The sequence below is a fragment of the Nonomuraea sp. H19 genome (assembly GCF_052068215.1).
Taxonomy (GTDB): Bacteria; Actinomycetota; Actinomycetes; order Streptosporangiales; family Streptosporangiaceae; genus Nonomuraea.
The window spans coordinates 50138-63981 of record NZ_JBQHCV010000038.1 but is presented as its reverse complement, the minus strand read 5'-3'; the positions used below and the strand labels follow the sequence as shown (position 1 = coordinate 63981).

The 13844-nt window shown below is 68.6% G+C and carries 14 protein-coding genes; 5 read left to right on the top strand and 9 right to left on the bottom strand.

All coding sequences use genetic code 11. The annotated features are described in order from the left end of the window. Positions 1–22: 22 nt before the first annotated feature. On the bottom strand, positions 23–1243 hold the full coding sequence (locus tag ACTMTI_RS49965) for an APC family permease (RefSeq protein ID WP_441127949.1): 1221 nt from the start codon (positions 1241–1243) through the stop codon (positions 23–25). A 93-nt stretch (positions 1244–1336) separates the two neighbouring features. Here ACTMTI_RS49965 and ACTMTI_RS49960 point away from each other — a divergent pair, with 93 nt between their 5' ends. Continuing rightward, positions 1337–1807 (top strand): Lrp/AsnC family transcriptional regulator, encoded by a 471-nt coding sequence (locus ACTMTI_RS49960; RefSeq protein ID WP_441127948.1) that lies wholly within the window; start codon positions 1337–1339, stop codon positions 1805–1807. A gap of 69 nt (positions 1808–1876) precedes the next feature. Continuing rightward, positions 1877–3307: a serine hydrolase domain-containing protein gene (locus tag ACTMTI_RS49955; protein ID WP_441127947.1), complete on the top strand. Its 1431-nt coding sequence runs from the start codon at positions 1877–1879 to the stop codon at positions 3305–3307. Here ACTMTI_RS49955 and ACTMTI_RS49950 read toward each other — a convergent pair. After that, entirely contained in the window at positions 3255–4433 is a 1179-nt protein-coding gene (locus ACTMTI_RS49950; RefSeq protein WP_441127946.1) for an MFS transporter, read from the bottom strand. The genes ACTMTI_RS49955 and ACTMTI_RS49950 overlap by 53 nt on opposite strands. Positions 4434–4501: 68 nt before the next feature. On the opposite strand from ACTMTI_RS49950, the gene ACTMTI_RS49945 reads away from it, so the two are divergent. Further along, entirely contained in the window at positions 4502–4855 is a 354-nt protein-coding gene (locus tag ACTMTI_RS49945) for a MerR family transcriptional regulator (protein WP_441127945.1), read from the top strand. Positions 4856–5511: 656 nt separating this feature from the next. On the opposite strand, the gene ACTMTI_RS49940 is transcribed toward ACTMTI_RS49945, so the two are convergent. The 6 genes from ACTMTI_RS49940 to ACTMTI_RS49915 form a co-directional block, all read right to left on the bottom strand. Next, entirely contained in the window at positions 5512–6657 is a 1146-nt protein-coding gene (locus tag ACTMTI_RS49940; RefSeq protein ID WP_441127944.1) for an acetyl-CoA C-acetyltransferase, read from the bottom strand. Between the two features lie 119 nt (positions 6658–6776). Further along, positions 6777–7439, bottom strand: a complete 663-nt coding sequence (locus ACTMTI_RS49935) for a hypothetical protein (protein WP_441127943.1) — start codon at positions 7437–7439, stop codon at positions 6777–6779. Between the two features lie 14 nt (positions 7440–7453). Further along, positions 7454–8224 carry a class F sortase gene (locus tag ACTMTI_RS49930; RefSeq protein ID WP_441127942.1) on the bottom strand — a complete coding sequence of 257 codons (771 nt, stop codon included), beginning with the start codon at positions 8222–8224 and terminating at the stop codon, positions 7454–7456. Positions 8225–8229: 5 nt separating this feature from the next. Beyond that, a complete protein-coding gene (locus ACTMTI_RS49925) occupies positions 8230–9477 on the bottom strand; it encodes a hypothetical protein (protein ID WP_441127941.1) in 1248 nt (415 codons plus the stop codon). A 190-nt stretch (positions 9478–9667) separates the two neighbouring features. Further along, positions 9668–10474 carry a class F sortase gene (locus ACTMTI_RS49920; protein ID WP_441127940.1) on the bottom strand — a complete coding sequence of 269 codons (807 nt, stop codon included), beginning with the start codon at positions 10472–10474 and terminating at the stop codon, positions 9668–9670. Continuing rightward, positions 10474–11847 (bottom strand): hypothetical protein, encoded by a 1374-nt coding sequence (locus tag ACTMTI_RS49915; protein ID WP_441127939.1) that lies wholly within the window; start codon positions 11845–11847, stop codon positions 10474–10476. Before ACTMTI_RS49915 ends, ACTMTI_RS49920 begins: the two co-directional genes overlap by 1 nt. A 243-nt stretch (positions 11848–12090) precedes the next feature. On the opposite strand from ACTMTI_RS49915, the gene ACTMTI_RS49910 reads away from it, so the two are divergent. Together ACTMTI_RS49910 and ACTMTI_RS49905 are read left to right on the top strand one after the other, a co-directional pair. Continuing rightward, positions 12091–13236: an acyl-CoA dehydrogenase family protein gene (locus ACTMTI_RS49910; protein WP_441127938.1), complete on the top strand. Its 1146-nt coding sequence runs from the start codon at positions 12091–12093 to the stop codon at positions 13234–13236. Positions 13237–13280: 44 nt separating this feature from the next. Further along, positions 13281–13442: a hypothetical protein gene (locus tag ACTMTI_RS49905; protein ID WP_441127937.1), complete on the top strand. Its 162-nt coding sequence runs from the start codon at positions 13281–13283 to the stop codon at positions 13440–13442. Here the strand turns inward: ACTMTI_RS49905 and ACTMTI_RS49900 are convergent. Continuing rightward, positions 13439–13822, bottom strand: coding sequence for a MarR family winged helix-turn-helix transcriptional regulator (locus ACTMTI_RS49900; RefSeq protein ID WP_441127936.1), 384 nt, complete (start codon positions 13820–13822; stop codon positions 13439–13441). The two genes, ACTMTI_RS49905 and ACTMTI_RS49900, sit on opposite strands and share 4 nt — an antisense overlap. Between the last annotated feature and the right edge of the window lie 22 nt (positions 13823–13844).

Genomic DNA, 13844 nt, shown 5'->3' with positions numbered 1-13844 from the left:
CCCGACGTGACGTCGTCCCGTGCTATCGGTATATGCCCCATTTACCGGGACGGCGAGCACCGGCTTTCAACACGGCCGTTGCCACGAGCGCGAACACGGCGGGAACCACCAGGTAGCCGCCACAAAGCGCGAGCGCCACGAGTGACATCCCGGTGGCCGCCACAGCCGTGTTCCGGTGCCGTCCCGCGGGCAGCGCGCGCACCGCCGCCGCCACGCCCGCCGCCGTGACGGCGGCCAGACACGCCGACGTGGCCCGCATCAGCAGATCCAGATCCACCGCCCACACCAGCACGGGCACGCACAGCACGGCCAGCAACCCAAGGCTCCGGTACGGCGTGCGCCCCGGCTCTCCGCCCGCGGCGAACCAGGCGGGCAGCGCGCCGTCCCTGGCCAGGGCCGCCCCGAGCCGCGCGGCTCCGGCGATGTAGGTGTTGACGGCCCCGAACGTCAGCAGCACGGCCACCACCCCGGTAACCGGCCGGGCGACGTCGCCGAGCCCGAGCTCCAGCATCGCGGTGAGCGGCACGCCGGTCATGTCCGCGCCGAGCACGCCGACGGAGGTGACCGACACCCCGACATACAGGACGCTGATCACGACGAGCGTCACCACCGTGGCCCTGACCAGGCCGTTCGTCCTGTCGGCGAACTCGGCCGACAGATGGCTGGCCGCCTCCCAGCCGACGAAGGCGAACATGAGCACGCCGGCCGCACCGGCCACGCCCGCCAGGCCGTACGGGGCGAAGGGGGTGAAGTTGGCCGGGTCGACATGGGGCGCGGCGGTGATCACGGCAGCGGCCAGCAGCCCGACGAGCAGGACGACGAATCCGATCTGCAGCCGTCCCGAGGTGCGCAGCCCGGCGGTGTTGGCGCCGAAGGCGGCGATCATGATCAGCCAGGCGGCGAGGGTCGCGTCCACGCCGAAACACGCTTCGACGTACTGGCCGCCGACCAGGGCGCCCGCGACCGTACCGATGGGCACCGCGCCGTAGAACCACCACCCGGCCACGGCGGCGGCATGCCGCCCGAACGCCAGCCCGACGAAGCTCGCCACTCCCCCGCCGTCCGGGTAGCGCGCGCCGAGCGCGGCGAAGGTCAGGGCGACGGGAACGCTCAGCGCGAGCAGGCCCGCCCAGGCCAGCACGGAGGCGGGTCCGGCGGCGGCCGCGGCCAGGTGCGGCAGCACCAGCATCCCGGGCCCCAGCACCGCCCCGACCAGCAACGCCGTGCCCTGTCCTGCGCTCATGTGTTGTGTCATAGCGCTGAAATTAGCCCACATGAACGAAATCCCAGGGCCCGTGCCGAACGTCTGACCGGACAAGCATGGAAAGATCAAGCCATGGATGAACTTGATTCGGCGATCGTACGGTTTCTCCAAACGGATGCGCGGCAGTCCAACAGGGAGCTCGCCCGACAGCTCGGCATCGCGCCCTCGACCTGTCTGGAGCGGGTAAGGGCGCTGACCCGGCGCGGCGTCATCCGCGGCTACCACGCCGACATCGACCCGGCCGCGCTCAACCGCACCGTCCAGGCCATGGTCGCGGTCCAGGTGCGCCCGCTCAGCCGGGCCGTGATCAATGCCTTCAAGTCGTCGGCCGCCGAGATGCCCGAGGTGCTCAGCGTGTTCGTGCTGGCGGGCGGGGACGACTTCCTGCTGCACGTGGCCGTGCAGGATCTGGATCACCTGCACGCGTTCCTGCTGGACAAGCTCAGCAAGCGAAAGGAGATCGTCGGCTTCCGCACGTCGGTGATCTACCAGCAGGTGCAGAATGCCGTGCCGACCCGGCTGCCGGCGCCGGGCGAGACCTGACTTTCGTCAGGGGTGGTTCTGGACGGTCGGCCGATCCGGCGGAAGGTCCTCCCTCTCTAGGTTGATCGCGTGAAAACGCTCCTGATCGGCCTGTTCGCCACCATGACCCTGGCTCCCCCGGCCCCCTCCATCACCCCCGCGGCCATCGACACGTACATGCGCGGCGCGCTGGAAGACACCGGCCTGCCCGGCGTGTCCGTGGTGGTGACGCACGGCGGCAAGGTGGTGCACGCCGCCGGCTACGGCGAGGACTCCGAGGGCCGCGCGGTCACCGAGAACACCCCGATGCGGGTGGCCTCGGTGAGCAAGTCGTTCACCGCGATGGCCATCATGACGCTCGTGGAGCGCGGCAAGATCAAGCTGGACGAGCCGGTGGCCGCCCAGCTCCCGGAGTTCCGGATGGCGGACCCCCGGGCGGCCCGGATCACCGTGCGCCAGCTGCTGAACCAGACCTCCGGCCTGTCGGACACCACGGTCGACATCGGCACGCTGGACAGCGCCACCTCGCTCGCCGACTACACCGCACGCCTCGCCGATTCCCGGCTCGCCGCCGATCCCGGCACCCGCTGGGCGTACTGCAACGTCAACTACAACCTGGCCGCCCGCCTGGTCGAGGTCGCCGGCGGCCGGCCGTTCGGCGACTACCTGCGCGATCGGGTGTTCGGCCCGCTGGGCATGAAGTCCAGCGCCGTCAGCGACCAGGTCGTGCGGCCGGCCGACGGCTACAACTCGATCTTCGGCCTCTGGCTCCCGCGCCCCGAGCTGCCCGCCTTCCTCGACGGGAGCGGCTCGGGCGGGGTCATCACGACTGCCGCCGACATGGGCAAATGGCTGATCGCCCAGACGGGTGACGGTGCCCCGCTGGTCAAGCGACGCAGCCTGGAGACCATGCAAGCGCCCACCGCGATCCGGGACTACGGCATGGGCTGGAGCAAGGACGACGAGACCGGACAGCTCGCCCATTCGGGGAACCTGTTCACGTACACCGCCGTCGAGGCCATCTCCCCCAAGACCGGATACGGCTTCGCCGTCATGACCAACAGCGCTGCGCTGCACGACGACACGTACGACATCATGCTCGGCCTGACGGCGCTGAGCGAGGGGCGCACGCCCGAGGAGGTCGGAGGCGGCCGGCAGCAGTTCGAACTGGTCCTGGCCCTGATCGCGATGGCCGCGGCGGGCATGGGGATCCTGGGCGTGCTACGGGCTCGGCGCTGGGCCACCAGGCGGGCGGGCAAGCCCCGGTGGCTGATCTGGCTGCGGCTGGCGCCCCTACTGCTGCCCGCGGCGGCGCTGGCGGCGTATCCGGATCTGTTGTCGTTCCTCATGAACGGGCGGACGGTCACCTGGGCACAGCTCACCTACTTCCCCGCACCGATGTCGATCACGCTGCTCGTGACGGCCCTCGCGGGGGCTCTGGCAGCGGTGACCCGGATTCGCGCGCTTTCTAGCGCGCGTGCACCGGAGCGGGCTCGGCGGCGGCCGGCTGCCGGCGCGTAATGGCCGCGTAGCTGACGGCGAGGGCGCCCAGGCTCAGTACGGCCGCCACGAGCCCGAGCCAGCCCAGCCCGTCCACGGCGACCAGGCCACCGCCAAGCGCCGAGCCGCCCGCTATACCGATGTTGAACGCGCACACGTTCGCGGACACCGCCAGCGTCGGCGCGTCCCCCGCGCGCCGCAGCATCAGGCTCTGCAGCACGGGCGTGGTGGCGGAGGTCAGCAGCCCGAACGCGAGCACGGCGAACACGGCCGACACCTGCCACCGCAGCGCGAGCGGGAAGAGCGCCAGCACCACAGCCAGCCCGGCGAACGTCCCGCGTACGGTGGCGGCCAGCGAGCGGTCGGCCAGGCGCCCCGCCACCAGGCCGCCGGCCAGGCTTCCCAGCCCATAGACCAGCAGCAGCGTGGAGACCACCACCGGAGTGAACCCGGTGATCTCGGTGAGCGCCGGCGCAAGGTAGGTGAACACCGTCGAGGTGGCCGCCAGTCCCACCGCCGTGGTCGCGATCACGACCAGCACCCGCCGCTGGACGACTGTAGCCAGCTCGTCCCGGACGCTGGTGGCCGCGGCATCCTGCCGGGGCAGCACGACCGCCAGCAGCCCGGTGACCACGAGCGCCAGGACGGCCAGCACGCCGAACGGCGCCCGCCACCCCATGCCCTCCCCGAGCAACACACCCACGGGCACGCCCAGCAGGGTCGCCGCCGAGAACCCCGACCCCACGACCGCGATGGCGGTGCCGACCCGCTCCGGCGCGACCACACGGGTGGTCAGCATCAACGCCAGTGTCAGAAAAGCCGCGTGGCTCAGCGACGCGACGACCCGCCCGGCGATCAGCAGCTCGTACGAACCGGCCACCGCGCAGATCGTGTTACCGGCGGCGAACAGCAGGAGCAGCCCCAACGCCAGCCCCTTGCGCGGCAGCCGCACGGTCGCGATCGTCACCAGCGGGCCGCCGATCACCACGCCCAGCGCGTACGCCGTCACCGTCTGCCCCGCCGTGGACACCGAGACGTCCAGGTCCGCGGCGACCTGGGGAAGCAATCCCGCGATCAGATACTCGGACGTGCCGACCACGAACACGCTCACCATCAGCGCGATCGGCACCACAAGACTCTTCTTCATGCGAGTACGCTAAAGTCTCACATGTATGTGAGAGTCAACGGAGCTCGGGGCGCCGTGAGGGAGGTCACATGCGGATCGGCGAGCTGGTGCGGCGCACTGGCGTGAGCGAGCGGCTCCTGCGCTACTACGAGGAGCAGGGCCTGCTCAAGCCCGAGCGCCGCCCCAGCGGTTACCGCGACTACACCGAGGCCCACGTCGAAACCGTCCGGCGCATCCGCTGCCTGCTCGCGGCCGGGCTGCGCACCTCGACGATCGCCACCGTGCTCCCCTGCCTGGAAACCAACGGCGAACGCCTGGCCCCTACCTGCCCGGACGTGGTGGGGCGGCTGCGCAGGGAACGGGAGCGGATCGAGCGGGCGATGGCAGACCTGCGCGAGTCGCGCGAGGCCCTCGACGTCGTGATCGAGGCCGCCCAGCTATAGAAGGCCGCGTCGTGGCTACTTCGGGACACGCAGCGCCGGTGGCCACCGCATCAGACGCCTTCGGTCCAATACTTCTGCAGCCTGGCAGCGGCATCCCCTTTGGTCATCGCCGCGATCTCGGCCTCGTCCAGGCCCACTTGAGAGATCAGCAGGTGAACAAGATCAGCTGGCAGTGCGTTCGGCGGACCGAGAGCCGGAGAACGAGGGACGTAAGCACCTCACCGTCACGCGGCGCCCGCTCTTGGCGGTGGAATTAATTGGGTTGCGCCGGATTCCGGCGGCCCCGTACTGTCATGGACATGCGCCTTTACCAGTAACGGCTGTTCCAGCCACTCAGCGAAACCGTCCGGCGGCGATCACTCCCGCCGTCCCCGTCCATCCCAGACGCGGCAGCTGAGCTAGCCGACCGGCCTCGGGCCGCGTCGTGAACCTGCGTAAAGGAGCTTTCGCATGCGAGTTCGATCAGGCAAAAAGAAGAACGCCCCGGGTCTCCCTGGGCGTGAGATGCCCGTGCCCCGGCAGATGCCGAAGATGCCGCAGCGCCCGATCGCGCCGCCCCGGCGCATCCCCCCCAAGGGCCGCTAAGACAACTACCAGGATGGGTAGTTAGCGAGCGCCGCCTCCCCTGTTACGCCCGGAGGCGGCGCTCGCGCCTTTCACAGTCTTTCGATGATCGTGACGTTGGCCTGGCCGCCGCCCTCGCACATCGTCTGCAGGCCGTAGCGGCCGCCCGTACGCTCCAGCTCGTGCAGGAGCTTGGTCATCAGGATCGCACCCGTGCCGCCGAGCGGGTGGCCGAGCGCGATGGCGCCGCCGTTGGGGTTGACCTTGGCGGGGTCGGCGCCGAGCTCGTGCATCCAGGCCAGCGGCACCGGCGCGAACGCCTCGTTGATCTCCACGACGTCGATGTCGTCCATCGACATGCCGGCCTTCTTGAGCGCCCGCTGCGTGGCGGGGATCGGCGCGGTCAGCATGTAGACGGGGTCGTCGCCCATGAGCGCGAGCTGGTGAATGCGGGCGCGCGGCGTCAGCCCATGGTCCCTGACGGCCTGCTCGGAGGCGATCAGCACCGCGCCGGAGCCGTCGGAGATCTGCGAGGAGGTGGCGGCGGTGATCTGGCCGCCCTCCTTCAGGGTCTTGAGCCCGGCCATCTTCTCCAGCGTCGTGTCCGCGCGCGGCCCCTCGTCGTCCTCGACGCCGTTGACGGGCGCGATCTGGTCCTTGAAGTAGCCGTTCGCGATCGCCTTCGCGGCCCGCTGGTGGGACTCCAGCGCGTACTGCTCCAGCATCTCGCGCGTGTAGCCCCACTTCTCACACATCAGCTCCGCGCCGCGGAACTGCGAGATCTCCTGCTTGCCGTACCGCTCGACCCATTTGTCGCCGAACGGGAACGGCATGCCCTTCTCCAGGGCGGCCGTGATCGAGGAGCCCATGGGCACGATGCTCATCGACTCGACGCCGGCGGCCACGACCAGGTCCTGGGTGCCGGACATGACGCCCTGGGCGGCGAAGTGAATCGACTGCTGCGAGGAGCCACACTGACGGTCGATCGTCACGCCCGCGGTGGTCTCCGGCAGGCCCGCCGACAGCCAGGCGTTGCGCGCGATGTCCATGCTCTGGGGGCCGAACTGCATGACGCACCCCATGATGACGTCCTCGACCGCCGCGGGGTCGACGCCGGTGCGGTCGACCAGCGCCTTCAGCGTGTGCGCGGCCAGGTCAGTGGGGTGGACGGTGGAAAGGCCGCCCTTCTTCTTGCCGACCGGGGTGCGGACCGCCCCGACGATGTACGCCTCTGCCACAGTGCCTCCTGGAAACCGAGCATTATTCGGTTACTAAGGGCAGACTACAACAGAACGACGTTCTACGGCTGCTCGCGGTGGGCCCCGTTCAACGGTCCACCGCAGGCAGCGGTTTGCGCCTACTCCGGCGGCAGGAGGTCCTCCGCCGCGTCGACCCGGAACCGCCACCGGTCCACGACCAGGCCGTTCAGCTTGTCGGACAGCTCCAGGGCCAGCGTGCCGAGCTTGACCTGCTCGTCCCCGCGCAGCTCTACAGCGGTCAGCTCGGTGGCGAAGGGCAGCAGCTCCTGTACGGCCGGGGGCTGGCCCTTCTGCGGGACCAGCGCGGCCCGGATGTCGCCGGCGGTGAAGGTGAACTCGTCGTCCTCCTGCGGCTCCAGCAGCGGCGCCAGCTCCTCGGCGGCGGGCCGTACCGGAATGATCACCGCCGGGCCCGAGCCCTCCTCGTCGGCCGGATCGCTCACCTCGCCCCGGCACACCGCGAGCCCCTTGAGCCGGAACGCGATGCCTTCGGCGAGATAACGGTCGAAGAAGTCCAGCGGCAGCGGGCCCTCGGCGGTCACCCGTACCGCCCAGACCTGCTCCAGCTCGCCGCCCGTCAGCTCGGCGTCCGCCTCCACGGGCGCGCAGATCCTGACGTCGGTGGCCACGATGTCGTCGCCGTCCCTCTTGGCCCCCGGATCCGCGAGCTGCACGATTCGCAGCAGCTCGGCCGGATCAGGTTTGGCCGGCAGTGCCGCCGTGGGGCCAGTACGCAGTCTCCGCTTCGCCAACCAGCCCATGCCCGCCTCCGCGCTCAGCTTCGATAGGAGCTCGTCATCGTCGCATAGACGATGATGTTGTCGGTGTAGTGCCCAGTACGGCGATCGTAGATCCCGCCGCAGGTGATCAGGTGAAGCTGGGCGTTGTCCTGCGCCCCGTACACGCGCTCCGTCGGGAACGTCTTCTTGCTCGCCTGCTCCACGCCGCCCACCGTGAACACCGCAGTGGTCTTGTCCTGGCGCTTGACCTCGATGGTGTCGCCGTTCTTGATCTCGAACAACCGGCTGAACACCGCGGGGCTCGTCCTGGTGTCCTTGTGCCCGAGCAGCACGGCCGGACCGGCCTCGCCGGGGGTCGACATGTTCCGGTACCAGCCGACCAGGTTGGCATTGTTCGCCGGAGGCACCTCGATCGTCCCGTCCTTGGCCAGCCCGACGGACTTGATCGGCGCCTTGATCCCCAGCCTTCTGATCACGATCTGGACGGGAGTGGCCGGCAGCATCGGCGGGGCCGGGTTGATCTGCGGCAATGGCGGCGGCACGTCGGGGGCCGCCTGGAACAGCGCCTGCTCGGGCTGCCCGGTGGCCTTGCCGTCCGGCTGCGTCTGCAGGGACAGGGCGTCCCTGCTGCCGGACGCGAGGCCGTACTCGTCGGGCGACCTCAGCACGATCAGCAGCCCGGCCACCACCGTCACGACCCCGGCGATGGCGGCCACGATCAGCACGGTCCTGAGCGCCGTGCTCCCCTTGTCCTCAACGGGTGGCGGCCCCCCATTGCCGCCGCCGTACGGGTAGTACCCCGACATGTCAGTCAGCCCCGGGTGGCGTTACGCCGCCGCATGAGAAGCCCACCTGCGGCAGCCGCCGCGATCAGGGCCGTGCCGGTAAGAATGAACATCCGCCCATCCGGGCCCATCTCACCGCCACCACCCGTGTCTGCCCCGGCCTTGGGGGTCTGGGACTTCTTCTTGGTGGGCGTGGGCGGGGTTACGGTGACCGTCGCGGTTTTGGTGTTCGTGGGCTTGGGGCTGGTGCTGGTCGAGCTGGGGCTGGGGCTCGCGCTGGGGCTTGGACTGGCGGTGCCGCTGCTCACCGTAAAAGTGTAGGTCTTCAGCGCAGTCTCGTTCTGGACCGTGCACTCAATCATCGGCTGCGTGCCAGTAGCCGTGTTCGAGCCGAAATTCACCTTCGCAGGCTTCACCGTCGCGGTGCCCGCGGTGCTGGTGGTCGACTTGAGGTCGATCGTCGTGGTCGGGAGTGTGATGATCTGGCCGGCCGTGATCGTGCCGGTGGTGCCCTCACCCGTGGCGGAGGTCAGGCCGGTGATGCCGGTCAAGGCCGCATAGGCGAAGACCTTCGCACTGATCGTCTGGCCTGTGGTAGGAGCTTTCAGCTCCTTGCCCGTGGTGTAGGTGCCCTTCCACTTGATCGCGAACTGCTCCCCCACCTTGGCGGAGGTCGGCATGGTCATCTCGACCTTGATCTCGACATCCTGGGTGTCAGTGGTAGCGGGCCCAACGCATTCGTACTGGACCAGGTCCGTGCCAGAGCCGTTGCCGCCTCCCGTACCGATCGGAACCGACAGGCTCTCGGTGGACGTGGTCGTACAGGTCGCCGAGGTGTTCGGGGTCGAAGCGAGGCTCAGCATCAGCGTGCCGGGCTTCACCATGACATTGCCTGTTGTTCCGGTAGGCACGGAAACCTTGTAGATCACTTCCTTGGCGGGCACAGCAGTGCTGGTCGTGACACTGGCGCCCTGCTTTGCCCCGGCATCCTGAACCGAGCCGGGCGTCGGCGTCAGCGCGGCGTTGACCTGCAAGGTCGTCGCTGCGGTCGGTGCGGTCGCAAGAGTAAGTGCGGGGATGCTCACCGTAAGATCGAAGGTCGCGCCTGCCGCCGCCGTGTCCGGCGCACTGAGCCCGACATTGATCGGTTGCGCCGTCGAGCTGAGCAACGTCCCTTGACATGTGAAGCTGAACTGCTTCGTCACCGCAGCCGATGCCGACGTTGGGGTCGAGACGATGAAGATCGAGCTAACGAAGACGGTGAGCGTACCCACCAATCCCAAGGTGGATGTCTTATGGGCGAGGCGGCGCCACGCCTGAGACATGAGCACGGGTCCATCTCCGTTTCAAAGCAGTGCCAACAGTCGTGCCAGAATCCCAGCCCTTGGTCACGGTTTGGTTGAGATCCTACGAACTGTCCCTGTCAACTTCCCGTAAACCGTCAAATCGGCCAAGACTCTCTCCTCAGCCCTTCTTCTTGGACAGCGTCGCGTACACGACGATGTTGTCCGTGTAGCTGTGCGCTGCCTTGTTGTAGACCCCACCACACGTGATGAGCCTCAACTGGGAGTCGTTCGTGTTCCCGTAGACCCGGGACGTCGGAAATGTCGACTTGCTCACCTGCTCGATGCCACTCACCGTGAACCGGGTGACCTTGCCGTCCGACCGATACACGTAGATGTGGTCGCCCTTGGCCAGTTCGCGCAGCCGGTCGAAGACAGCGGGGCCTTTGCGGGTGCTCACATGGCCGTTGATGATCGCTGGGCCGGCCTCGCCCGGGATGGGCGAGAAGCGGTACCAGCCGGTCCGGTTCGGCCTGCTCAGCGGCGGGGTGCCCAGCTTGCCCTTGATGTCGACGGTGACCGCCCCGGTCGGGGAGTTGACCTTGATCTTGGGGATCTTGATCCGGGTCGGCTTGGCCTTGACCTTCGCGGCCTTGGTCTTGGCCGGCGGGATCGGCGCCACGACGGGGAGGGCCGGCAGTGGCGGCGGCGCCTCCAGGCGGGCAGGCGTCAAAGGCGCGTTCTTTCCGCCCGGTCCCACCGTGGCCGGGAGGACGAAAGCACCCGCGTTCTCGACTTGGACCGTGGTCGGCCGGTCCTGGGCCGCGGCGAGGGAGCCTGAGCCGTCATCCACCGGGGGTGCCAGCGACAGCAGCCCCACCATGATGGCGCCGATGCCGCCCAGCGAGCCGGCGATCAGCAGTCCCGGCGTGGCCTTCTGCATAGGGGTCTTCTGCATGGGCGTCTTCTGCGTCGGGGTCTCGGCCATCACTTCACTCCTCCTGCGTGCGCGGCCCTGCGCCGCCGAAGCAGCAACCCGCTGCCGGCACTACCCATCGCCATTGCCATCCCGCTGGCCAAGAGCCCGTACGGCGGGTCGGCACTCTCCGGCGCCTCACCGGTGTCCACACCGCCTTGGGGTGTCTTGGCCACCTGCGGCTTGTAGTACTTGGTCGCGGTCGGCCCGGTGGTCTTGGGCTTGGCCGAGCTCGAACTGGACGCCGACGGAACGACGACCACGTGACCCATGCCGATGGTGGTGGTGCCGGCATGCGGGGGTGTGGTGTCGTTCGGGGGCGGATTCGGGTCCGTCGGGTCATCCGTCGGAGTGTTCGTCGGGGTGACGGTAGGGCTGGGCGAAGGCGAGTTCGACCCCGTGGGACCCATCTTCTCCCGTACGGTCACCACGACCGACGCCGGCGGGTTGACCGGGCTGCACTTCGCGCTGTGGTAGCCGGTCGGGGTCTGGGCCGTGGTGGTCGACACCTCGAACGCGTCCACCCACATGAACTTGGCCGAATTCGGCGAGGCGTTCTGGACCTTGATCGTGTGCTTGCCGTACGTCAGGTCGGGCGACGTATACAGCGGGTAGCCACCGTCGAGGTCGTCGTTGACGGGATCGTCGTTGGCATCACGCGAGGGGTCCACCGTGGCCCGCTTGACCCCGTCGATGTAGACGTCGACGGGGCCCGAGTCCTTGTCGTGGGGCCCGATGTACGTCACTCCGGTGCCGACGAAGGTCAGCGAGGCGGAGGCACCCAATTGGTTGGTCTCGTGCAGGTCGTTGTGCACGTGGTGCTCGGAGCCCGGCAGGTCGTCGCGCTGGGTCCAGGTGCCGCCGTAGACGATCTGCATGTCGCTCGGGTTGTCGGTGTCGTCGCCGTCGTTGACGACCACGCTCCCGTCCGGCGGGGTGAAGTCGAGCTCGATGTCCTTCGGCGTGATCTTGATGGTGCCCGCCCTGTTGATCAGGCCAGGGTCGTTCATCATCGGCGGCAGGCCGAGGGGGTCGTCGGGACGGAGCGGGCCCTCCGGGTCAGAGCTGCCCCTGGGCTGGAGAATGCCCACCCAGTCGCTGCGCAGCTCGACGTTCCCGGTGGCGTGCACCTGGCCGCCGTCGTCGAAGTAGCCGGGGGACTGCAGCCGGCTGCCGTCACCGGTGTAGTTCATCTTCCAGGTGAAGTTGAGCGGGTCGCCGACCACCAGGTCAGTGGCGAAGGTGAGGTTGGTGGTCATCCGTACCGGGCTGTGCCTGACGATGCTGCTCTGCCCGGTCGGCGTGCACGCGTAGTCGATGACAAGATCGGCCGGCGCGGCCGATGCGGGTACGCTCGGCAACACCACCAGGCCTAACGCTGCCACAGACCCGACCGATGCGGCGATCAACGCCTTGTGCCACCGACTCACGGGAGACTCCGATCAACCACAAACAGACCGAGGGTAGATCTTAGAGTCGAAAACACCCGTAACACATGCAAAATCAGCCTTCTCCCGGCACTTGTGATGAACCCGTGTCCACAGGCGCGGCAGTACTGGAAAAGCGGGTATACCTCTGAGTAACAGAATCGTATTCTGGCGTGCACGACACCTGCTAGGAGGCGATCGATGCAGCGAGACCTCTTCGATGAGGAGCACCTGCTCTTCCAGGAGACCGTGCGTGAGTTCATGGCCCGCGAGGTCGACCCGCACCACGCGCAGTGGGAGAAGGACGGCGTCGTCCCGCGCGAGGTCTGGAAGAAGGCCGGGGAACTCGGCGTGTTCGGGTTTTCGGTGCCGGAGGAGTACGGCGGCGCGGGCGTCACGGACTTCCGGTACAACGCGGTGATCGTCGAAGAGATCATCAGGCATGGTGCGACCGGGCTCGGTTTCTCGCTGCACAACGACGTCGCGGCCCCGTACCTCGTGGATCTGACCAGCGACGAGCAGAAGCAGCGGTGGCTGCCCGGGTTCGCCGGCGGTGAGCTGATCACGGCGATCGCGATGAGCGAGCCAGGGGCCGGGAGTGACCTGCAGGGGATCAGGACCACGGCCGTCCGCGAGGGCGACCACTACGTCGTCAACGGGCAGAAGACGTTCATCACCAACGGGATCAACGCCGACCTGGTGGTCGTGGTGGTCAAGACCGACCCGGAGGCGGGCGCCAGAGGGACGACGCTGCTGGTCGTGGAGCGCGGCATGGACGGGTTCGGCCGCGGGCGCAACCTGGAGAAGATCGGCATGAAGGCGCAGGACACCGCCGAGCTGTTCTTCGAGAACGTACGGGTGCCCGTCGCCAACCGTCTCGGCCCCCGCGACGGCGAGGGTTTCTTCCAGCTCATGAACAACCTGCCGCAGGAGCGCCTGTCGATCGCGGTGGCGGCGGTGGCCGCGGCAGAGACCGTGCTGGAGCAGACCGTCGAATACTGCAGGACCCGCCAGGCGTTCGGGCGGAACATCGGCTCGTTCCAGAACACCCGGTTCGTCCTGGCCGAGCTGGCCACCGAGACGGAGATCGCCCGCCACTACGTCGACAAGTGCATCCTGGCGCTCAACGCCAAGCAACTGACCGCGGTGGACGCGGCCAAGGCCAAGTGGTGGACCACGGAGCTGCAGACCAAGGTCGTCGACCGCTGCCTCCAGCTCCACGGCGGGTACGGCTACATGACCGAATACCCGGTCGCCAAGGCGTGGCTGGACAGCCGGGTCCAGACGATCTACGGCGGCACCACAGAGATCATGAAGGAGATCATCGGCCGGTCATTCGGGTTTTGATCCATGCCGCGCGCGGAGCCCGTTCACGCCGCATACTGGGCAGCATGGACGGCGGCCTGATCCTCCTGGTCTTCCTGGCGTTGCTGTGCGCCTGGGGGCTCAATCGCGTGCGCCGGGCGTTCCGCCTGGGGCCGGTGGGCTATGCCGGCGTGATGATCGTGTTCATCATCGCCATGCTGCTCGTCTGGGGCCAGACGAAGCTCTAGAGCATCGCCTCGACGAAGCGGGTGAGCAGCCGGGCGAACTCCGCGCGCTCGGCCTCCGACCAGCCCTCCATCGCCGTCGCGAACGCCGCCCGCCTGGCACGGTGGGCCTGCTCCAGCGCGGCGGCCCCCTTGTCCGTCAGCACCAGGTGCGACCTGCGCCCGTCGGCCTGATCGGCCTCCCGCCCGACCAGCCCGGCTGCCACGGCCGCGGCCACCAGCCGGCTCGCCCGCGGCTGGTCCACGCTCAGCGCCTCGGCGACCGCTGTCACGGTGACGGGCTCGCGCGCCCCGTCGATCACGTCGAGCACGTCATATTCCGGCCCGGCGCCCTGTGCTCGCGCGAGCACGCGCCGCCTCTGCCTGCGCCTGATGGCGACCATCGCCCGCTCAATCGCGGCAATT